Origin of the sequence: Glycocaulis sp. (genome assembly GCF_052168375.1) — a bacterium.
In the GTDB taxonomy this organism is placed as follows: Bacteria; Pseudomonadota; Alphaproteobacteria; order Caulobacterales; family Maricaulaceae; genus Glycocaulis.
In genome coordinates, this window is record NZ_JBQLZR010000295.1 from 1 (window position 1) to 19,318 (window position 19,318).

The 19,318-nt window shown below is 63.8% G+C and carries 18 protein-coding genes; 9 read left to right on the top strand and 9 right to left on the bottom strand.

Annotated elements, in window-relative coordinates; all coding sequences use genetic code 11:
* The 6 genes from ACTS2Z_RS11990 to ACTS2Z_RS12015 all read right to left on the bottom strand — a co-directional run.
* Positions 1 to 421 (bottom strand): ABC transporter permease (locus ACTS2Z_RS11990; RefSeq protein WP_442573444.1); only part of this gene is annotated, 421 nt, incomplete at its 3' end.
* A gap of 44 nt (positions 422 to 465) precedes the next feature.
* Positions 466 to 3,156: a glycosyltransferase family 2 protein gene (locus ACTS2Z_RS11995; protein WP_442573445.1), complete on the bottom strand. Its 2,691-nt coding sequence runs from the start codon at positions 3,154 to 3,156 to the stop codon at positions 466 to 468.
* 4 nt (positions 3,157 to 3,160) lie between these two features.
* Positions 3,161 to 4,165 (bottom strand): hypothetical protein, encoded by a 1,005-nt coding sequence (locus tag ACTS2Z_RS12000; RefSeq protein ID WP_442573446.1) that lies wholly within the window; start codon positions 4,163 to 4,165, stop codon positions 3,161 to 3,163.
* Positions 4,158 to 5,222 (bottom strand): glycosyltransferase family 2 protein, encoded by a 1,065-nt coding sequence (locus ACTS2Z_RS12005; protein WP_442573447.1) that lies wholly within the window; start codon positions 5,220 to 5,222, stop codon positions 4,158 to 4,160. Before ACTS2Z_RS12005 ends, ACTS2Z_RS12000 begins: the two co-directional genes overlap by 8 nt.
* On the bottom strand, positions 5,219 to 6,931 hold the full coding sequence (locus ACTS2Z_RS12010; protein WP_442573448.1) for a hypothetical protein: 1,713 nt from the start codon (positions 6,929 to 6,931) through the stop codon (positions 5,219 to 5,221). The genes ACTS2Z_RS12005 and ACTS2Z_RS12010 overlap by 4 nt, the downstream gene beginning before the upstream one ends.
* A 114-nt stretch (positions 6,932 to 7,045) precedes the next feature.
* Entirely contained in the window at positions 7,046 to 8,587 is a 1,542-nt protein-coding gene (locus tag ACTS2Z_RS12015) for a hypothetical protein (RefSeq protein ID WP_442573449.1), read from the bottom strand.
* 160 nt (positions 8,588 to 8,747) lie between these two features.
* On the opposite strand from ACTS2Z_RS12015, the gene ACTS2Z_RS12020 reads away from it, so the two are divergent.
* The 8 genes from ACTS2Z_RS12020 (at position 8,748) to ACTS2Z_RS12055 (ending at position 16,758) form a co-directional block, all read left to right on the top strand.
* Positions 8,748 to 9,677 (top strand): NAD-dependent epimerase/dehydratase family protein, encoded by a 930-nt coding sequence (locus tag ACTS2Z_RS12020; protein ID WP_442573450.1) that lies wholly within the window; start codon positions 8,748 to 8,750, stop codon positions 9,675 to 9,677.
* Between the two features lie 23 nt (positions 9,678 to 9,700).
* Positions 9,701 to 11,026: an NAD(P)/FAD-dependent oxidoreductase gene (locus ACTS2Z_RS12025; RefSeq protein ID WP_442573451.1), complete on the top strand. Its 1,326-nt coding sequence runs from the start codon at positions 9,701 to 9,703 to the stop codon at positions 11,024 to 11,026.
* Positions 11,023 to 11,451, top strand: a complete 429-nt coding sequence (locus ACTS2Z_RS12030) for a GtrA family protein (RefSeq protein ID WP_442573452.1) — start codon at positions 11,023 to 11,025, stop codon at positions 11,449 to 11,451. Before ACTS2Z_RS12025 ends, ACTS2Z_RS12030 begins: the two co-directional genes overlap by 4 nt.
* A complete protein-coding gene (locus tag ACTS2Z_RS12035; RefSeq protein ID WP_442573453.1) occupies positions 11,448 to 12,875 on the top strand; it encodes a UbiA family prenyltransferase in 1,428 nt (475 codons plus the stop codon). The genes ACTS2Z_RS12030 and ACTS2Z_RS12035 overlap by 4 nt, the downstream gene beginning before the upstream one ends.
* Before the next feature lie 80 nt (positions 12,876 to 12,955).
* Positions 12,956 to 14,302: an FAD-binding oxidoreductase gene (locus tag ACTS2Z_RS12040; RefSeq protein ID WP_442573454.1), complete on the top strand. Its 1,347-nt coding sequence runs from the start codon at positions 12,956 to 12,958 to the stop codon at positions 14,300 to 14,302.
* Positions 14,292 to 15,065 (top strand): SDR family NAD(P)-dependent oxidoreductase, encoded by a 774-nt coding sequence (locus ACTS2Z_RS12045; RefSeq protein ID WP_442573455.1) that lies wholly within the window; start codon positions 14,292 to 14,294, stop codon positions 15,063 to 15,065. The genes ACTS2Z_RS12040 and ACTS2Z_RS12045 overlap by 11 nt, the downstream gene beginning before the upstream one ends.
* Positions 15,065 to 15,811: a VTT domain-containing protein gene (locus ACTS2Z_RS12050; RefSeq protein ID WP_442573456.1), complete on the top strand. Its 747-nt coding sequence runs from the start codon at positions 15,065 to 15,067 to the stop codon at positions 15,809 to 15,811. Before ACTS2Z_RS12045 ends, ACTS2Z_RS12050 begins: the two co-directional genes overlap by 1 nt.
* A gap of 164 nt (positions 15,812 to 15,975) precedes the next feature.
* Complete coding sequence (locus tag ACTS2Z_RS12055; RefSeq protein WP_442573457.1) at positions 15,976 to 16,758, top strand: SIMPL domain-containing protein; 783 nt, start codon at positions 15,976 to 15,978, stop codon at positions 16,756 to 16,758.
* A gap of 25 nt (positions 16,759 to 16,783) precedes the next feature.
* Here the strand turns inward: ACTS2Z_RS12055 and ACTS2Z_RS12060 are convergent, their stop codons facing one another.
* Genes ACTS2Z_RS12060 through ACTS2Z_RS12070 form a run of 3 tightly spaced genes read right to left on the bottom strand, consistent with a single transcriptional unit; the run spans position 16,784 to position 18,994 of the window.
* On the bottom strand, positions 16,784 to 17,611 hold the full coding sequence (locus ACTS2Z_RS12060) for a TIGR01459 family HAD-type hydrolase (protein ID WP_442573458.1): 828 nt from the start codon (positions 17,609 to 17,611) through the stop codon (positions 16,784 to 16,786).
* Positions 17,611 to 18,234, bottom strand: coding sequence for an MlaC/ttg2D family ABC transporter substrate-binding protein (locus ACTS2Z_RS12065; protein ID WP_442573459.1), 624 nt, complete (start codon positions 18,232 to 18,234; stop codon positions 17,611 to 17,613). Before ACTS2Z_RS12065 ends, ACTS2Z_RS12060 begins: the two co-directional genes overlap by 1 nt.
* 37 nt (positions 18,235 to 18,271) lie before the next feature.
* Complete coding sequence (locus tag ACTS2Z_RS12070) at positions 18,272 to 18,994, bottom strand: MlaA family lipoprotein (RefSeq protein WP_442573460.1); 723 nt, start codon at positions 18,992 to 18,994, stop codon at positions 18,272 to 18,274.
* Positions 18,995 to 19,166: 172 nt separating this feature from the next.
* Between ACTS2Z_RS12070 and ACTS2Z_RS12075 the strand changes: the two genes are divergently transcribed.
* Positions 19,167 to 19,318: methylenetetrahydrofolate reductase (locus ACTS2Z_RS12075; RefSeq protein WP_442573461.1), on the top strand; the 152-nt coding region annotated here is incomplete at its 3' end.

Below are 19,318 nucleotides of genomic sequence, written 5' to 3' on the forward strand. Positions count from 1 at the left end.
CGAGCACCATCAATATGTCCGGCATGACGCGGAAGAAGATGAACACCGCCGCCAACACCAGCACGTTATGGGCAAGCACGATCACGTTGCGGAATACTGCGCGCAAGACGAAGACCAGCATGGGGGTCTTTACCTGCCGGATCAGTGACCCCGCCGCCAGATAGGCATTCACCGACTCGTTCAGCGTGGTGCTGATAAAGGTCCACACGAACATCCCCGCCGCGAGGTAGGGAATGAAGGTCTCCAGAGGCTGGTCAAACAGCGAGGAGAACAGGATGCCCACGCCGATGACGATGACCAGAAGGTTCGCGGTGGACCAGAACGGGCCAAGCGTCGACCCGCGGTAGCGCTGCTTGATGTCCTGCCAGGCCATCATGCTCCAGAAGGGCCAACGGCGGACAGACTCGATTATATCATTCATTCAGTTCGTACTTTCGGCACTCGCCAGGAAATGGATGTGTAGCCCTAATCTTCCAGGATACGGAAGTCCTCATGCGTACGGCTGAGGTGGGGCGAATAGAAGGGATCGGGTGTCACGTCGGTCGCCCAGCGTGACAGCATGTATTCCACCTCTGACCGGAAACGGGCCTTCTTCTCGGGCGTGTCCTCGTGCCCGCGGCTGACAGACTCGTGATGGTACAGCTCGGCGCGCGGCGTGAACAGGTTGCGGTACCCCGCCTCGCGCACCTTCAGGCAGAAATCGACATCGTTGAAGGCGATGGTCAGCTTTTCCTCGTTGAGGCCGCCCACCTGGTCGTAGACGGACTTGCGCACCAGAAGGCAGGCGCCGGTCACTGCGCTTACATCGTGGACCAGTTTCAGGCGCGCAAAATAGCCCTGCGCCCCGCGCTCGAAATACTTGTGGGAATGGCCTGCCACGCCGCCAATGCCGATGACGACACCGGCGTGCTGGATGCGGTCATCGGGGTAGTAGAGCATGGCACCGACACAGCCGACATCCTCGCGTACGACCAGCGAGACCATCTGTTCCAGCCAGTCCGGCGTGATGACCTCGATATCGTTGTTGATGAGGCCGACTATCTCGCCGCGTGCCTGCGCGATGGCAAAATTATTGATGGCAGAGAAGTTGAACGGCTTGTTGTAGGTGAGCACCTTCACGCGCGCATCGCGCGCGGTCAGGGCCTCGAACAGGGCAAAGGTTTCCGGCTTGCTCGACTGGTTGTCGACGATCAGGATTTCGTAATTCCGGTAGGTGGAGCGCTCAAGGATCGACTCCACGCACATCTTCACCAGATCCGCGCCATCGCGTGTCGGGATGACGAGGCTGACGAGTGGTTCCTCTTCCGGCAGGGGCCAGCTCGCCTCGTAATAGGGATACCCCTCCACCTGGCCGACAGTGACATCGGCCCCGCGCCGCGCGAAATGCTCCTGCAGGGCGCGCTGACCGGCCTCCCACGCATAGGATTTCTCGCCAACCGCTACGGCCGTCGAACCGGCAACCGCGCGCCAGTGGTAGAGGATTTTCGGGATGTGGACGACGGCTTCCGGGCCGATCCGTTCCAGGATACGCAGGTTCAGGTCATAGTCCTGACTGCCCTCGAAGCCTTCGCGCCAGCCGCCGGCGGCGCGGATATTCTCCGCCCGGTGGGCGGTCAGATGGTTCAGATAGTTCTGGCCGTAGAAGAGATCTGGCGAGAAGGCGGGCTTGAAATAGGGGCCATAGCGCTCGCCGCGATCATCAATCTTGTCCTCGTCGGAATAGATCAGCTGGGCTTCGGGCCGGGCCGCTGCGGTCAGGACCAGCTCTGCAAGGGCGTGCGGGCGCAGCACATCGTCATGATCGAGAAGGGCGACCCACTCGCCCTCCACAAGCTCGAAAGCTGAATTGGTGGCAGCAGAAATGTTCCCGTTGGTCTCGCGGAAAACCACCTTGATGCGCGTATCGGTTTTCATCCAGTAGCGCAGGCGCGCCGCCAGCTTGCCGTCACCGGACGCATCATCGGCAATGCACAATTCCCAGTTCGTGTAGAGCTGGTCGCGGACCGAGCGGATTGCGGCATCCAGAAGCTCGATCGGGGTCTTGTAGACCGGCATCACCACCGAAACGAGCGGCTGGATTTCCAGCCCCGCCAGCGCTTCGCGATAGCGCGCATTGTCCTTGTCCGGATGATAGTCGTGGCGCTCTATCCAGCTCTTGTAGGCGTCGCTGTCCTGGCTGCGGTCCGTATTCTCAGCCGGCAGGCGCACGGGCAGGGCGAAATGGCCTTGCGCCCGGCGCGGCTTAGCCAGATGCGACAGGAGCGCCCGGCTCGCCCGGATGGCGCGCGTCGCTTGCCAGACATTCGGGCGCAGCGCCGCAACTGCCACTTCGGCAGGGCTTGCCGGGCGCATGGACAGCCGGTGCAGGCTGCCACTCTCCCCGCCGCGGCAGCTCGGATCGAACCGGATCTGGCGGGTCAGTCCGTCAAGACAGATATAGCCGGTGAAATGTCCCGGCCCGCGCAAGGCGAGCTCAGCTGAATGGGTTTCGGAGAAGGCGCCCTCGTGCGCGGCGTAGAGACGCGGACGGGCCTCGTCATCGACGGCCATGTGCGCATCGACGCGCCACCAGCCCATGCCGACCGGGGCATCAAGTTCAAAGACGATATGCGGATCGCTGGTGGAGCTGTGGAAGGCGCCGGACCGGTGATCGAGGGCAAGATTGCCCGTATGAGCTGCATCGGCATCGATCATGGGCCCGCGTGATTTCAGCCGGCCAAGCCCGCCCTCCGTGCCGCTTGAAACTTCGAAAAGCACCCGCTCGAAACGCCCGCGCGGCGTCCGCGCCGGAACGAGGCGGCAGGCAAGGCCGCGCGCGGTGAAGGGGCCGGTGTGAGGGCAAAGCGACAGGCCGGTCAGGCCTTGCGGCAGGCGAAGGCGGACGCCCTGGCTCATCGCTGCCGCGCCATCGACGGGCCATTGCAGCAGCGCGCCTTCGGCATGCACGCCAAAATCGAGGCGGATAACGGGTTCCAGCACACGGTCACACCCCGGCGCCTCGATGAGCAGGATGACGTCGACATCCTCGCGCCGCAGTGCCTTGCGCGCCCAGCCGGGCAGGGTAATGCCAATTTCCAGCGCGCTACCGGGCGACCAGATCACGCCGCCGGCCTCGCCATAGCCTGTCTGGCTTTTCAGGGGCGCGTGAACGGGCACAGGATCAATGCTCCGCCGGGCTGACGGGTTTGAGGGCCGGCAAGGCTGGCTCTGGCGCGATACGCGCAGCATTGCCGGGCGACGGCACGGCATGGGCGCGCGCTGCATCGCTGGCTTGTGTCGACAGGCCCATCCACTGACCGGCATGAATGTAATGCTGCAGGGGCGTCATGCCGGAGGTCAGATGGCTGGCATTGTGCATCTTGTACCAGTGCGTATCGAAGCGCGGGCTGGCCGCATGCTTCTGTGCAATGCCGAACAGGGCGTAATAGGCAAGCGGGTTGCGCCCGCTGGCAGCAACTTCTGGATAGCTCGCCAGATACCAGGCCGTGTCAAAGGCCGGATTTGGATTGCGCCCTTCCTGCGCACCAAGGCGAATGTAATGATCCAGCGCATCGCCATCATGGTCGATCGTGTCGGGATAGCAGGCGGCGTACCACTGGGCGTCGAAAAGATCGCTTGTGAGGATGACTGCGCGGTCTTCATACATCAGCGCCTTGCGGCGTGATTTGCGTTCGGTACGGCTGAAAATCCGTCCACTGACAAGTTCGAGAAATCCGCCAAATACAAGGCCGCTGAGGCGTGCCAGAGGACCAAGTCTGCGTCCGGCAGCGCGCACGATGCGCGCATAGCGCCAGACAAGGCTCGTCTCTATCTGGCGAAGCGTGCGGTGCATGGCGGTGCGCCCCGCCTCGCTGGCCAGCCTCTTGGCCTCGATGTCATCAAGCGCGCGCGCCTGAAGCGCGGCAAGCTCCTGCAGGGCTTCGCCATGCGCACGTGCCTCGGCGAGCTGGTGGGTCAGGGCCTTGATGCGGGCCTGTTGGGTGTCGTGATAAGCAGCAAGTTCATGCCGGTCGATTATGGCCGGAGCGGGCTTTGGTGCCTCGATCCGGGCAGGCGGCTTACTGACGGAAGCTTTTTTCGGCGCTGCCGTCTTGGCTTTGGCGCTCGCGGCCTTGCGCGGAGTAGTGCTCCGGGCCTTTTTCCGTGTCGGTTTTGCGTCAGTCATGCTGGTGCCCTGTCGAGGCCGGATAGACAAATCCCGCGCGCCGCGAACCAATAATGCGTCTGCCCGATTTGTCCACAAGGGCGGCACGCCGCGTGATCAGCTTTGGCGTCCACGCCATGGCGCGAAGAATGTCGCGCACCGGCGCCTTGCGCGCCTTCTGTGTGGCCCGGCGCGAGGCCAGTATTGCCTTGCGATTGTCCCAGGCGGCCCGGTAGGCGCGCTTCAGGGTGACCGCATAGGCATCGCTGGGTGCCTTTTGCAGGATGCGCAGGTTGAGCGCGACATGGCCAGGCAGCAGCAGCCAGAACCAGATACCCGGCGTATTCTTCACAAAGACATGCACCCGGTTGCGGTGGCCATGGAAGAGCGTGAAGTCGGAATGACGCCCCGTCGTCCCGGACCCGGCATGGTAGACGATGGCATCGGCAAGCTGGACACAGCGCCCGCCGGCAAGGCGCAGGCGGAAGCCGTAATCGACATCCTCGCAATAGCAGAAGAAGCTTTCGTCAAACCCGCCCAGATGCAGGAAGGTCGCCCGGTCATAGAGGGCCGCAGCCGCACAGGGTGCAAACGTCTCGCCTTCAGGCGGATTGTCGCTCGCAGGACAGGCTTCCAGCGCCCGCCAGGCAATGCCCGCAGCGTGCCAGACATCGCCCGCACCATCGAGCACGTCCGGCTCGTCAAGGCGCAGCTGGGTGGAGCCGAAAGCGGCCGCATCCGGCCAGCGTTGTGCGCCTTCCAGCAGTTTTTCCAGCCAGTCCGGCGCAGCGCACGTATCCGGGTTCAAAAGGGCGATCCAGCGCGCTCCGCTGCGCTGTGCGATACGGTTATTGGCGGCTGCAAAGCCCAGATTGGAACCCGGCCGGTCAATGGAAAAGCGGGCATCGGGCAGGATGTCTTCGGTGACCGATCCGTCTGTCGAGGCATTGTCGACAATCACCGCCTCGAAGCCGGGAAAACTTTGCGCCGCCAGCGCATCAAGGCACGGCTTCAGGAACGTGCCTGCATTGAAGGCGACGATGATGACCGTAACGGATGCGGGGGCAGGTGCGCTCATATCGCCCCGATACGGCAAAGACGCCGCTCGCGTCCACTGTCCAGAACGCCATAGACGGTAAGGGTCTCGTTCGCGTCTGCCTGCGCGTGGCCGGTCCAGCCGGTGCGAAGGCGCGTGACCAGGCTGACCGCCGCCGTGACATCGGGCCGGTCGGCCACCAGCCGGCCCAGCCCGCGCACGCGCCCGTCCGGTCCGGCAATGACGTAGGTGCGCAAGCTGTCGCCCGCCTCCATGTCGTAGGCCCAGCCGGCCAGCTGGACAAATCCGCGATGGCTACCGTTCAGCGCTGGCAGGGCATTGCGCACGTCGACAGAGCCGGTGCAGCGCCCGTCGGCGACAATCTCGCCTGCCTCAGCAACGCCCGTGCCCAGCCAGCCTGCCTCTTCCGAGGCGAAGACCGAAAGCCGGTTCTCGGACAGAAAACGGGCCTGTTCCAGCACCCGTGCCGGTACCGGATAGACGCCTGCCAGCACCGGACGGTCTGGCGCGCCGACGAGAATGGCCGTCTCGGCACGAAGGCTGCGTTCACCCTGTGCGCGGGCAAGGTTCAGCCATTCCTCCCGGTTCTCGACCAGAAGCCAGTTGGCTCCAATGAAGGCCGCGCCGAGAACGATGAAGCCGCCCTCGCGCCAGTTGCGCGACGGTATGGAGCGCACCAGCGGCCAGGCCAGTGCCCCCAGCGTGGCCCAGAAGAGGAGGACAGGCGTGGCATAGCGCGAGGCCATTGCCTGACTTGCGCCCATCTCGACCCGTCCGAAGCCGGTCAGGAGACCGGCCACCACGACGACGCCGGCAATCAGGAGAAGCACGAGGCGCGTGCGGGTGCCGCCGCGAAGCAGGGTCGCGGGCACCATCAGAAGCGCGAGACCGAGGCCCGCCATCCCGAAGAACTGTGCCGCCTGCACCCGGTCGCGCAAGGCAGGCGCGATGTCGGAAAGCCCGCTGCGCGCGAACGCATCGCCCAGCGGCCCGCCCAGATAGACCAGAAGGTAGTAGACAACATTGAGTAAGTTCTGCGCGTTCGACCCACCCGATGAGGGCCCCGACATGTCAAGGCCCGTAACGTAGAGCAGGCCTGCAAGGATTGCCGCTGCTGCCAGAATGCCGGTCCGGCGCCAGCCCTTGCCCGCTAGGAATGCGCCCGTCGCGGCCGCCGGCAGGACCACCAGCCCGGCAGAGAAGGTGAAGGCGGCAGCAAACCCTGCAATCATGGCCGCGGCATCGCCTTTCCATCCAATCGGGGCGAGCACGGTGATGGCAAGGCAGGTCGTGGCGAGCAGGTAGACAAGGACGAACTGGACCTGAAAGCCCCAGTAGAAGTTTTCCACCTGTGCTCCGGCGAACATCAGACCGGTGATAAAACCGCCCATCAGGAGCAGGCTGACCCCGCGTGCGCCTGCGCGCCGCGCCAGCCAGATCAGCAGCGCGGTGTGGACGGCCTGTATCACCCAGATGGAGACCAGCAGGAAGACATTGCGCCCGCCAAACAGGCTGGAATCGATCATGAAGAAGAGGCTGGGCACGACGATGCGGTGTTCGTTGTGCGGGGCAAACCAGTTGGCGAATAGCTGGCCGGTGGTGACGCGCTCCCACTGGTCCCAGAAGGGCAGGGGTGACCAGGCCGACAGCACGGCCTGCGCGGTCAGCGCAAGGGAGACCAAGGCGAGCGCAATGGCGGCAAAACCGGCAACCCGGACGAGATGGTCCATCCTCATCGAAGGCCCTTTGCCAGTTTCACGTCAGTATGGGCGGCGGCTCTGCCGGTATAACAAGCCTTGGCAGGGGTTCAAGCGCGCATGCGCCTGCACCGGTTCTGGCCCGCCCTAGTTGAACACGAAATAGACAAGGCCTGATGACACGACCTGCACCGCGCACAGGGCTGCCCCGAGGCGCCAGTCAATGCGGGCGGCCAGATGCGCCGTCAGCGCGATGAGGGCGAGCTGGGGATAGAAACTGCCCTGATGGGTGATCGCGCTGGCACCCTCAAACATCACCAGTATCCAGACTGCCAGAGCCGCGATTACGGCCGATGCCAGCGGACGCATGGAGCGCATCAACAGCATAAGGGGCAGGAGGAACAGGACAGGTCCGGCAATGCCGGGACCGGCGCTCCAGGTGAAGAAGTCGGCGAGGCGCAGACCGCCGGCCATCGCGCCCGGATCATCGGCAAAGACCAGCCGCCAGGTGTCCAGCACACGGTTCACCGGTTCGCCGACGATGCGGGCGAAATTCTCGCTTCGGGCCACCAGCCAGTCGCGGGCGGAAATCTCCTGCAGGCTGCCGGAGAGGGCTTCGGTGAGGGTTCGGTCATCAACCGGGATGACACCGGCCACATGCCATTTGAGGAGCCGGTTGCCGGGCGGATCAATGAAATTCTGATAGAGCGTCCAGGGCAGGTAGGTCAGCGCGAAGACCCCAAGCCCTGCAAACGTGAAGCGCAGCGAGGCAAACCGGTGCAGCGCAAGGGCGGCCAAGGCAAAGCCTGCAAGCACGAAGGCGCTTGCCCCGTGCGCGCCAAAGGCCAGCGCCGCGGCAAGGCCGGCAAGTGCGCCAAAGCCGGTTCGGGCGCCTGCCTGTTGCAAGAGCGGGGTGAAAAAGAGCGCCGCCGTCACGCACAGAAGTCCCGCGGGCAGGAGTTTGGGCCAGACATAGGCAGAATGGATGATGAAGAGCGGTGAGGCAGTCAGCAACACGACCGCGATCCATGCGGCTGCACGGTTCCCGCCAAGCGCCCGCACCAGCATATAGAGCCCGGCCAGAGCGAAGGTCTGCACCAGAGTGGACAGCGTCTGATAGATCAGGACAGAGCCTTGCGAGAGGCCCGGTGGCCCGTAGAGCAGCACCATGCCGGTTTGCAAGGGCGGCCGGTCGGAGCTCAGCCAGTCTCCATTCATCGGTGAACGGATGACACCCTCGCGCAGCATTTCCGCCAGAAGGTAGGGCAGGGTGTTGTCATCGGGCAGGCCGTGCGACCAGGCGTTTGACGCCCTCTCGAAATATTCCTCCGGATCGAGGGTGCCGAACGTCACCAGCAGCACGATCACGCCCGCACCAAGAGAGATCAACACCGGGCGAAGAACATCTGCAATCATGTCGCCGGAGGCCCAGGCCTCGCGCCCGTACCAGCCAAGTGCAATGAAGCCTGCCAGAAGGGCAAGCTGGGCCATGGTTCCGGCAACCGGCCCGGCGACAAAGGCAAAGAAGCACAACCAGCCGGCCAGCGCGCTGGCGGTCAGGCCCGCCCCAAGGGCGAGCACCGGGCGCATTCCGCGCCGGTACAGCGCAGACGCCGGTGTCAGCACCGACAGGGCCAGAACCGCGCCCAACCCTGTCGCGGTGATCAGCAGAAGCAGAAAATGGCTCATGGCGTTCCGCCCGGATCAGTGCGCTTTCAGGATCGTGGCCCGGTTCTGACAGTTAGCCGAGCGGCCTTGCCTTGGCCAGTCCCGTAAAGGGGCGCGGCCGGTATTGTGGCGCGGTGTGGCAGGTGGTAAGGCGACCGGCAAGCGTGCGACGAGGATGGACATGCCGGACAGGGTTTTCATTACAGGGGCGGCAGGCCTTGTCGGTCAGAACCTCATACCCTTTCTCAAGGCCGAGGGCTTCGAGATCGTGGCGGCGGACAAGCATCGCGACAATCTGGAAATCCTGCGCCAGATGCACCCTGATATCGAGGTGATAGAGGCCGATCTGGCTGAACCCGGCCCGTGGCAGGCGCGGCTGGAAGATAGCGATCTCGCCGTCCTTCTCCATGCCCAGATCGGCGGTCTGGATGCGGACGAGTTCACGCGCAACAACGTCATCGCGACCGGGCTCTGCCTGGAGGCCATCAGGACGGGCCGCGTTCGCTATACGGTTCATGTCAGCTCATCGGTCGTCAATTCGATGGCGGATGATTTCTACACCCGCTCCAAGGGAGAGCAGGAAGAACAGGTCAAGGCGTCCGGCATCAAGTGCTGCATCCTGCGCCCGACCCTGATGTTCGGCTGGTTTGACCGCAAGCATCTGGGCTGGCTCAAGCGTTTCATGGAAAAAGCGCCGGTCTTTCCCATTCCGGGGCACGGACGCTATCTGCGCCAGCCCCTCTATGGCGGTGATTTCTCTGCCATCGTGGGCGCCGCCCTGACGCGCGAGATCGAAGGCACCTACAATATCTCCGGTCAGGAGACGATTGACTATATCGACCTCATCCGCCGGGTGCGCAGCGTCAACCAGTTGCGCACGCCTATCGTGAAAATCCCCTATTTCGCCTTCTGGACGCTACTGCGGGTTTATGCGCTCTTTGATCGCAACCCGCCCTTCACCACGCACCAGCTGGAAGCTCTCGTGACGCCGGACCGGTTCGAGGTGATCGACTGGCCGTCCATATTCGGCGTGCCGGCAACCCCGCTGGACGAGGCGCTGGAGCAGACCTACCGCCACCCGGTCTATTCGGCCATAACCCTGAAATTCTGAAGCCGCGGCAAGAGGCGTACATCATGGCCAATCCTCAAGGCGAACGCCTGCTGGTTCTGGGTGCAGGCCCGATGGGGCTCGCGGTAGCGCACCAGGCGCAAAAGCGCGGCTATATCGTCGACATTCTGGAGGCGGATGACCGCCCCGGCGGCATGGCGGCCCATTTCGACTTTGACGGGCTTTCCATAGAGCGCTTCTACCATTTCTGCTGCCTGTCCGATCACGACACGCTGGAGCTTCTGGACGAGACCGGGCTTTCGGGTGCCATGAAATGGGTCACGACCCGCATGGGCTATTATCTCGACGGCCGGCTCATCCGCTGGGGCGATCCGGTATCCCTGCTGACCGCGCCCGGCATCGATCCGGTGACCAAGCTGCGCTACGGCCTGCAGATGTTCACCTCCACCAAGCGCTCCGACTGGCAGAAGCTCGACCAGATCAGCGCGCGGGACTGGTTTGTCGGCTGGTCGGGCGAAGCCGCCTACGACAAGCTCTGGCGGCGTCTTCTGGAGCTGAAATTCTACCACCTCGCTGACAGCGTGTCGGCGGCCTGGATATGGCAGCGCATCAAACGGCTCGGCAATTCACGCAAAAGTCTGTTTGAAGAGCGCCTCGGCTATATCGAGGGTGGCTCGGAAGCGCTGATGAATGCTCTCGCGAGCGGCATTACCGCGAAGGGCGGCACCATTCATTATTCGACGCGCGCCGAGCGCTTCGTCATCGAGGATGGCCGGATCGCCGGTGTCATCGCTGCCGATGGCCGGCGTTTCGACGCGGACAACGTCATCTCGACCATTCCGACGCCCTACGTGCCTGCGATGTTTGATGATGCCGATGCCGGACTGCGCGCGCCCTATGAGGCGATCAGGAATATCGGCGTGGTCTGCGTGCTTCACAAGCTCAAACGTCCGGTGACGGACAATTTCTGGGTCAATATCAGCACGCAGGGCATTGAAATTCCGGGCTTTGTCGAGTTTTCAAATCTGCGCCCGCTGGACGATCACGTCGTCTACGTTCCCTACTACATGCCGCAGGACAATCCTAAATTCTCCATGGCGGATGCAGATTTTGTCTCTGAAAGCTTCGGCTATCTCAAGCAGATCAACCCTGACCTGACCGATGAGGACCGCATCGCCTCCCATGTCGGGCGTCTTCGTTACGCGCAGCCTGTCTGCGAAGTCGGCTTTGCACAAAAAGTGCCCGATCATGTGACGCCGGTCGCGGGCCTTCAGATCGCAGATACCTGCTTCTACTATCCCGAAGACCGGGGCGTGTCCGAGAGCGCGCGCTTTGCGAAAATCCTCGTTGAGGATATCGCGCGGGCCAGTGGCAGGGAGGCCGGCGCATGAGCCGCCAATTCGTCACCTTTGTGCTGGCCGGCGGCATTGCCGCAGGCGTCAACTGGGTGACGAACATCATCCTGAACCAGTTCATGATTCTGGAGATTTCGGTCGTTCTGGCCTATCTCGCCGGCATGACGACGGCCTTTGTGCTGACACGCCTCTTCGTCTTTGACGCCAGTGGACGCGCCGCGCAGCACGAATACGTCCGCTTTGCGCTTGTGAATGTGGTCGCGCTGGTGCAGGTCTGGCTGGTGACGATCCTGCTCGCCCGCTTCCTACTGCCGGCTATTGGCTGGACCTTCCAGCCGGTAGCAGTGAGCCATCTGGTAGGCGTCGCCTCGCCCATCGTGACGAGCTATCTCGGGCACAAATACTTCACCTTCGCCAAGGTGAAGACCATTGCGCCGGAACCGGACAAGGACGCGCAATGACCCGTCATCTGCCCCTCGTTCTCGACATGGACGGCACTCTCCTGCTTACCGACACACTGTCGGAGAGCATGGTGGAGCGCCTGTTTTCCGCGCCCTTCCAGTTGCTTGGCGCGCTGCCTGCGCTCCTGTCGGGGCGAGCGGCTTTCAAGGCGCGCATGACGGAAATCGCCAAGGCCGATTTTGACGTCATTCCGGTGCGACAGGACCTGCTTGACTATGCGGCGAAGGAGCAGGCGTCGGGGCGCGAGGTCTGGCTGGTGACGGCGGCTGACCAGGCCGTCGCCGATCAGGTGGCCGCCCGCTTTGGCATCTTCACCGGTGCCGTCGGCTCGGATGGCAAGCGCAATCTGAAGGCGCACGACAAGCAGGCCTGGCTGCGCGAGCGTTTCCCTGACGGCTATGTCTATGCGGGCGACAGCCGCGCCGATCTGGCCGTCTGGCGCGATGCGGACGGGATCATCCTTGCCGGGGCCTCGAAATCCACATCGCACAAGGCCAATGGTCTTGGAAAGCGGGTCGAGGCGGTTTTCGAGAACGCGCCTGGCAGAATGAAGGCGTGGCGCAAGGCCCTGCGCCTGCACCAATGGTCGAAAAACCTTCTGGTTTTTGCGCCCTTGCTTCTGTCGGGACTTTATTTTGATCCGGCTTCGATTCTGAGCGCGCTGGCGGCGTTTCTGGCGCTCGGCCTTGTTGCGTCAGGCACCTATATCGTCAACGATCTGGCCGATCTGAGTGCCGACCGGCGCCACCGCTCCAAGCATACACGCCCGTTTGCGGCGGGCGCGATTGCACTGGAAAAGGGCCTCGCAGCAGCGCCTGTCCTCATTCTCGCCGGGCTGGGAATTGCCTTTTTTGCAGGCGGTATCGGGACGGCGCTGGCATTGGCGGCCTATCTTGTCATCACGCTGTCCTACTCGTTCGGTCTGAAGCGAAAGCCACTGATCGACGTGATATTGCTGGCGGCGCTCTTTACCATCCGTATCCTGATCGGTGCGGCTGCGATAAGCGCGGAATTGTCGCCCTGGCTGTTCAGCTTTTCGATGTTCTTCTTCTTCTCGCTCTCGCTGGCCAAACGCCATGTCGAAATCGCCGCCGGCGCACCTGGAGAGGCGATACGCGGGCGCGGCTATGTCGCGGGTGACGCGCCCTTCTCGCTCTCACTCGGCATGGCGAGCGCGATGGGCGCCATCATCATCTTGTGCCTCTACATCATCGAGGATGCCTTTCCGGCGGATCTCTATTCCAGCCCGGACTGGCTTCTCGCCGCGCCTGTCCTCATCGGCGGCTGGACGGCGCGCATCTGGCTGCTCGCGCAGCGCGGAGAGCTGGACGACGATCCCGTCAGCTTTGCCGTGCGTGACCGGCTGAGCATTGCGCTGGGCGGCGCGCTCATAATCGCCTTTGCGCTGGCAAGTTTCGGCTAGCACGCGGCGGCGTTGTAAACCGGGCGGGGCAGGCTATACCCTTGGCTCCCGCAAAAGGCAGACAGACCGGGCAGGCCTTCATGAGTGTGCGTTTTCAAAAGGAGCAGGGCAAACGCTCCTGGGGGCGCGTCGTGGACGCCTTCCATGACGTCGCGCGCCCGGCAACGCCTTCAGACGTGCCCGCCATTCTGGAGGCCTCGGTGGCCAGCGGGCGCAGCGCACTCGCGGTAGGTCTCGGGCGGTCCTACGGTACCAGCAATCTCAATTCGGGCGGCAATCTCGCCGACATGGTGCGCCTCGACCGGATGATCGGTTTCGACCGGGAGGCCGGCATCCTGCATGCCGAGGCCGGCGCCAGCCTCAATGACATACTGCGCGTTATCGTCCCCCAAGGCTTTTTCCTCCCGACAACGCCCGGCACGCGCTATGTCACGCTTGGCGGCGCAATAGCCAATGACGTGCACGGAAAGAACCACCATCAGGCCGGCACGTTCGGCCGCCATGTGCGCGCCTTCACCCTTGCCCGCTCCGATGGCAGCGTGCGCCGGGTCACCCCCGAAAGCGAGCCGGACCTCTTCGCGGCGACGATAGGCGGGCTGGGCCTGACGGGCGTCATTCTAGATGCCGAGATTGCTCTTGTGCCGATCCGTTCGGCCTTCATCGACCAGCTGATTGAGCCGGTGCGCAATGTGCACCATTTCATGGAACTGGCAGAAATGCGCGCCCGCACGCACGAGCATACTGTCGCGTGGATTGACTGCACCGCGCGCGGAAACCGTATGGGGCAGGGCGTCTTCACCTCCGGCAACTGGTCCTATTCGGGCGGGCTGTCTCCGCACCGTGCCAGCGGCGGCCCCAGCCTGCCGGTCGACGCGCCCTCGTTCGCCCTCAACCCGGTGAGCCTTCGCGCCTTCAATCTTGCCTACCGCCAGCGCCAGCTGATGAAGCAGCGTGCAGCGCGCGTGCACTATGCCGGCTTTTTCCATCCGCTTGACACGATTGGCCAGTGGAACCGGCTATACGGCCCGAACGGATTCTACCAGTACCAGTCGGTGGTGCCGTTCGAGGCCGCCGAAGCCGCAACCACGGCAATGCTCTCGCGTATTGCGGCGTCGGGGCAGGGCTCGTTCCTCGCCGTGCTGAAGACGTTTGGCGCGAAGGCCTCGCCCGGCCTTTTGTCCTTCCCTGCACCGGGCGTCACACTGGCGCTCGATTTTGCCAATCGCGGCATGACCACGCTGGCGCTTTTGGCGGACCTTGATGACATTGTCCGCGATGCTGGCGGGCGGCTTTATCCGGCCAAGGACGGCCGCATGACAGCGGGGATGTTCCGCGCCGGCTATCCCTACTGGGAAAAGCTGGAGGCCATGCGCGATCCGGCGCTCAATTCCGATTTCTGGCGAAGGGTGACGCAACATGACGACTGAACCGGCCCGCAAGATCATCATTCTGGGCGCCCTGTCGGCGATGGCTGCCGCCACCGCCCGGCGTCTGGCCGAGGGCGGTGCGTCACTGACGCTTTCCGGCCGCACGGGCGAGGCGCTGGAACGCGATGCGCAGGACTTGCGTGCGCGCGGTGCAAGCCATGTCAGCACGCTCGTCGCCGATCTGGCTGACACCTCGGACTGCGACGCTCTTCTGATGCGTGCCAGCGAGGCGATGGGCGGGCTGGACACGGTGCTGGTCTTTTACGGCTCGCTGGGCGATCAGTCCCGCGCCGAACAGGAACCGGCGCATGCCGATGCCATCATCACGATCAATTATTCCAGTACCGTCCACTGGGTGCTGGCCGCTGCCCGGGTGCTGGAGAAGACAGCTGGCGCGCGCGGCGTGCTCCTGACGGCAAGCTCGGTTGCCGGGGACCGGGGCCGCCGTTCGAACTATGTCTATGGCTCGGCCAAGGCGGGCCTTTCTGTCCTGATGCAGGGCCTCGCCCATAAATGGGCCGCGATGGACAACGCCCCCAGCGCTGTCAATCTGCGCCTCGGCTTTGTCGAGACACCGATGACGGACGGCATCGAAAATCGGGGCGGGCCGCTCTGGGCGAAGCCAGACGATATTGCCGGTATCGTCGTGCGCCGCCTTGAAAAGCCCGGCCACCCGACGGTCTACGCGCCCTGGTTCTGGCGCTGTATCATGGTGATCATCCGCGCCCTGCCGACGGCAATCTTCAACAAGGTCAATATCTGATGGCGGAGCGCAGGGCTGCGCGGTCCGTGCCGCTGGTCCGCTGGGGCCTCTATGCCCTGATTTGCCTAGTCGCCGCGCTGGTCTTCATCCGGTTCCGGCAGGACATATTCGACGCGATCCTTGCCGCCAACGCGCTGGAGGGTTGGACCCTTGCCGGAGCGCTGGCCGTTCTTGCGGTCTATTTCCTGATCTCGCAGCTCGTCATCATTCCCTCCGGCACCTTGTCGCTCATCCTTGCAGGCGTTGCCTTCGGGCCGGTGACCGGACTGATCTACTATGCGGCCATGCTGCTCGCCTGCCCGCCGGTCCATGCCTTCGGGCGGTTGCACCCTGAACGGGCAGATGCCTTTCTGGAGCGCCATGTGCGCTCGGATAACCAGCGTGCCCGCGTGCGCCGTATCCTGTCGCGGGTCCGCGCCGCGCCGATTGCCCTGACCGCGGCGCTGCGTCTCGTGCCTGTCCTGCCGAGCGCAGGCAGCGCGCTCCTGGCGGGCGCAGCCGGCATATCGATGAAGGCTGCCCTTACCGGAACGCTTGCCGCCGGATGGATACGCCCGGTCGCCATCGCCCTTGCCGGCGACCAGATATGGCGCCTCATGCGCGAGGCCGATGCCGGCCTCTCCATACTGCGTGCCAGCCCGCTTCTGTGGATCACGCTTGGATGCCTTGCCGGGTCTGCCGGCCTTGTCTGGCTGATTAGCCGCAAGGCACTCGGTACAGATGAGACCCGTTCGCCGGAGGTCTGAAGCGTCACCAGATGGTCATGGCCATGCCTCCGGCCTGCCTTGCTTTCGCCTCTACGCCATGGGGACATTACCCTCGAAATGAAACCGGTACGGCGCCGGTTCGTTCATTGGCGGGCGGAAGCGCACTTTTTTGCGGAGCCGCTGGCTTGAGAAAAAGGAGATTGATGATGAGACATGTTTCACCGATTGCCCGTGTATCCTTGCGTGGTCGCCTGACCGGCGCGGCTCTCGCGGCCGGATTGCTCATTGGCGCCGCGGCGATGATGCCGGTGCCGGCCTTTGCACAGGCCAGCACGGGGACGCAGGCCGAGGAAGGCCGGCTGTCATTGTCCGCGCGCGGCGAAGTGCGCATCGCGCCCGACATGGCTATGGTGACCGCAGGGGCGCAGACCCGCGCCGACACGGCAGCCGAAGCCCTCTCCGCCAATGCCCGGGCCATGGCGGGTGTGTTCGAGGCGCTGGAACGCGCCGGTATCGAACGCCGTGACATCCAGACTTCGGGCCTGTCGCTGAGTGCGGTTTATGCGCCGTACGATTCCAACCGGAACAATAACGAGCAGCGTATCACCGGCTATGAAGCCTCCAATACGGTGCGGGTCGTCGTGCGCGACATGGACCGCGTGGGCCGCACGATTGATGCGCTCGTGGCATCGGGCGCGAACCAGCTTCAGGGTGTGAACTTCACCCATTCCGATCCGGGCGAGGCGCGTGACGAGGCGCGGCGCCGGGCGGTGCGTGAACTGAACCGGGTGCGGGGCCTCTATGAAGAGGCGGCGGGCATTTCCACCGGGCGCTTGCTGTCGATGAGCGAGAGCGGTTCGGTCCAGCCCATGCCGATGATGTATGCTCGCGCTGAAGCGGTCTCGATGGATGCCGGTACCGAAGTGGCGCCCGGCGAGATCACTATCTCGGTGAATGTGGACGCGGTCTGGGCGATCGAGCCTTAAGCCCTGTCCCTAACTCCAGACACGCTCACCAGACAAGGTCGGGGGCCTGCCAGCGCGGGCCCCTGCCGTCTGGCCAGTCAATTGCGCCGGAATTGATCCCGCCCGTGATGAAGAGGCAGTCCACACCTTCATTGTTGGCGCCTGCGAGATCAGTGATCACACCATCGCCAACAGCCAGGATGCGGTCCTGCGCCAGCGTGCGCCCGGAAAGGCTCTCCAGCCTTGCGCGAGCCAGGGCGTAGATCGGCGGATGCGGCTTTCCGGCATAAAGTGTCTCGCCGCCGAGCGCCGCGTATTCGCGTGCCAGTGCCCCGGCGCAATAAAGCAGCTTGCCCCCTGGTCCCTGCACCACGATGTCGGGATTGGCACAGACCATGGGGAGTTGGAGGCGTGCAGCCTCTGCCAGCAGCGCGGCGTAGTCGTCCGGCGTTTCGGTCTCGTAATCTACCAGCCCGGTGCAGGAGATGACGCGCGCCGCGTCGAGCGGAGAAAACGCCAGCCCTGTGCCCTCGTAAATCGGATCGTCAAAGGAAGGGCCGAGCTTGTAGGCCGGTCCCGGCGCAAAGCGGGACAGCAGGGCGTGGGTGGCATCGCCAGAGGTGACGATTGCGTCCCACACCCCGTCCGGGGCGCCCATTGACCTCAGGAGCCGTTCCAGCGAACCGGCCCGGCGCGGAGAGTTGGAAACCAGGCACACGAGCCCGCCTGCCTCGCGAAAGCGGACAAGCGCATCAATCGCCGGAGCGATCAGGCTGTCACCATCGCGGATGACGCCCCATACGTCGCAGAAAAGGGCGTCATACCGGCCAGCCAGCCCGGAAAGCCGGGCCGGCGCCGCAGGGTCTGCGAGCATCAGTTGGTCCGTTCGCGAAGGGCACGCGTTGCGGCAGAGATATCGCCGCCCGCATTGCCGATAATGCCTGTGATCTGCTCGCGCTGCGTCTGGGCGAGCCACACACCGAGCACTTCGGCGTCAACCACGCGCATACCGCTATCGCCAGCCATGACACGCCAGTTCACCGGCACGTCCTCGCCAGCGCCATTGGCGCGCACCACCGACTCCACGATGTAGTCACCCGGAGCGCGCGTGATCGAGCCTGTCACTTCGAGTGTCTGACCGGCGTAATTGCCCAGCTCGCGCTCGTACACATTGATCGCAAACTCGCGGAACACGGCGGAAAACTCTTCCAGATCGGCCTCGTCGGCGCCGCGCCGGTATCGGCCCAGCACGAACTGGGTGATGCGCGGCACATCGGCCAGAATATCAACGCGCTCGCGGAAATTCTCGCGCAAGGTCGCCTCATCAAGCTCGCCATCGCGATAGGCTTGGAGAGCGTCGATGACCTCTTGGGCCTCGCGCTGGACGAAACTCTCGGCTTGGTCCGCCGTCTGTGCGGCCGCAAGGGCCGGAGTGAACGCAAAGATCGTGAAGGCCGCCACGATTGGCGCTGTCAGTCTGGAAATTGTCTGGAGCATGGGTCCGTCCCTGATAGCCGACGCGGCTCCCCTCACGTCAGTCGAATTCCGGCAGATCCTCGTATTCCCGCGCCTGACCCAGCGCGTTCGCCCGGTTCTGCCGGTAGACCGAGCGCAGCTGTACATAAGGGTCGATGGCACTACGTTCCAGACTGGCGAAGGTTTCATCCAGTTGCAGGCGCACATCCACCGCAAACAGGCCTCTGTAGACCCAGATTGCCTCGGTTTCGCGGATGTCCTCGACCCAGTAGGTCGGGTGGGGATAGCGGTCGACAAAGCGGCCGGCCGTATCGCGAACGCTCGACGGTCCGAGGAAGGGCAGAACCAGGTACGGCCCGCTATCCACGCCCCAGCGGCCCAGCGTCAGGCCAAAATCGGTATCGTGGCGCGGCAGCTCGGCTTCACTGGCAACGTCAAAGAGACCACCGACGCCGACAATCGTGTACAGGCCGAAACGCCCGGCCGTTTCCAGCGCATCGCCAGGGCGCCCCTGCAGGATGAGGTTGGCGAACACGACAGGCTGGTTGAGGTTGGTCAGGACATTGCGCACACCGGTACGCGCCGGCGAAGGGACCGCATCACGATAGGCATAGGCGACTGGCGCGATCACAGCCTGGTCTGCAGCAGCGTTGAAGCCGAATACGGCCCGGTTAAGCGGCTCCAGAGGGTCATTTGCCTGCAACGATTCCGGACGGGTGGTGCAGGCGGCCAGAGCAAGCCCGCAAAGGAAAGCCAGTCCGGCAAGGCGCGTCGTGCGCATGGATGATGTCCTTTCAATCCTGATCGGGCCCAGCGTGTCGCCCGCATACTTAGGGCTTTACGCGCGAAACCCCAAGATGGACCTGAACGGCCGGACGGGTTTGGCATTGAAGGTCGTCAGATAATCGCATAAAGATATCTTTATGTAGTTTTCGAGTTGGCGGAGCCAGTGCATGTCCGTAAGCCGGATGGCGCCCACAAGCGGCGCGCCGCAGATATCCTTCGAGTTTTTCCCGCCCAAAGATGAGGCGATGGAAGAGCGTCTGTGGGATTCCATCGACCGTCTCGCTCCCTTGAACCCGCTTTATGTCTCTGTGACCTATGG

Excerpts from the sequence above, each read along its gene's own strand:
- ACTS2Z_RS12000 (WP_442573446.1), bottom strand. The coding sequence starts at position 4,165 with ATGACTGACGCAAAACCGACACGGAAAAAGGCCCGGAGCACTACTCCG.
- ACTS2Z_RS12005 (WP_442573447.1), bottom strand. The coding sequence starts at position 5,222 with ATGAGCGCACCTGCCCCCGCATCCGTTACGGTCATCATCGTCGCCTTC.
- ACTS2Z_RS12010 (WP_442573448.1), bottom strand. The coding sequence starts at position 6,931 with ATGGACCATCTCGTCCGGGTTGCCGGTTTTGCCGCCATTGCGCTCGCC.
- ACTS2Z_RS12015 (WP_442573449.1), bottom strand. The coding sequence starts at position 8,587 with ATGAGCCATTTTCTGCTTCTGCTGATCACCGCGACAGGGTTGGGCGCG.
- ACTS2Z_RS12020 (WP_442573450.1), top strand. The coding sequence starts at position 8,748 with ATGCCGGACAGGGTTTTCATTACAGGGGCGGCAGGCCTTGTCGGTCAG.
- ACTS2Z_RS12025 (WP_442573451.1), top strand. The coding sequence starts at position 9,701 with ATGGCCAATCCTCAAGGCGAACGCCTGCTGGTTCTGGGTGCAGGCCCG.
- ACTS2Z_RS12030 (WP_442573452.1), top strand. The coding sequence starts at position 11,023 with ATGAGCCGCCAATTCGTCACCTTTGTGCTGGCCGGCGGCATTGCCGCA.
- ACTS2Z_RS12035 (WP_442573453.1), top strand. The coding sequence starts at position 11,448 with ATGACCCGTCATCTGCCCCTCGTTCTCGACATGGACGGCACTCTCCTG.
- ACTS2Z_RS12040 (WP_442573454.1), top strand. The coding sequence starts at position 12,956 with ATGAGTGTGCGTTTTCAAAAGGAGCAGGGCAAACGCTCCTGGGGGCGC.
- ACTS2Z_RS12045 (WP_442573455.1), top strand. The coding sequence starts at position 14,292 with ATGACGACTGAACCGGCCCGCAAGATCATCATTCTGGGCGCCCTGTCG.
- ACTS2Z_RS12050 (WP_442573456.1), top strand. The coding sequence starts at position 15,065 with ATGGCGGAGCGCAGGGCTGCGCGGTCCGTGCCGCTGGTCCGCTGGGGC.
- ACTS2Z_RS12055 (WP_442573457.1), top strand. The coding sequence starts at position 15,976 with ATGATGAGACATGTTTCACCGATTGCCCGTGTATCCTTGCGTGGTCGC.
- ACTS2Z_RS12060 (WP_442573458.1), bottom strand. The coding sequence starts at position 17,611 with ATGCTCGCAGACCCTGCGGCGCCGGCCCGGCTTTCCGGGCTGGCTGGC.
- ACTS2Z_RS12065 (WP_442573459.1), bottom strand. The coding sequence starts at position 18,234 with ATGCTCCAGACAATTTCCAGACTGACAGCGCCAATCGTGGCGGCCTTC.
- ACTS2Z_RS12070 (WP_442573460.1), bottom strand. The coding sequence starts at position 18,994 with ATGCGCACGACGCGCCTTGCCGGACTGGCTTTCCTTTGCGGGCTTGCT.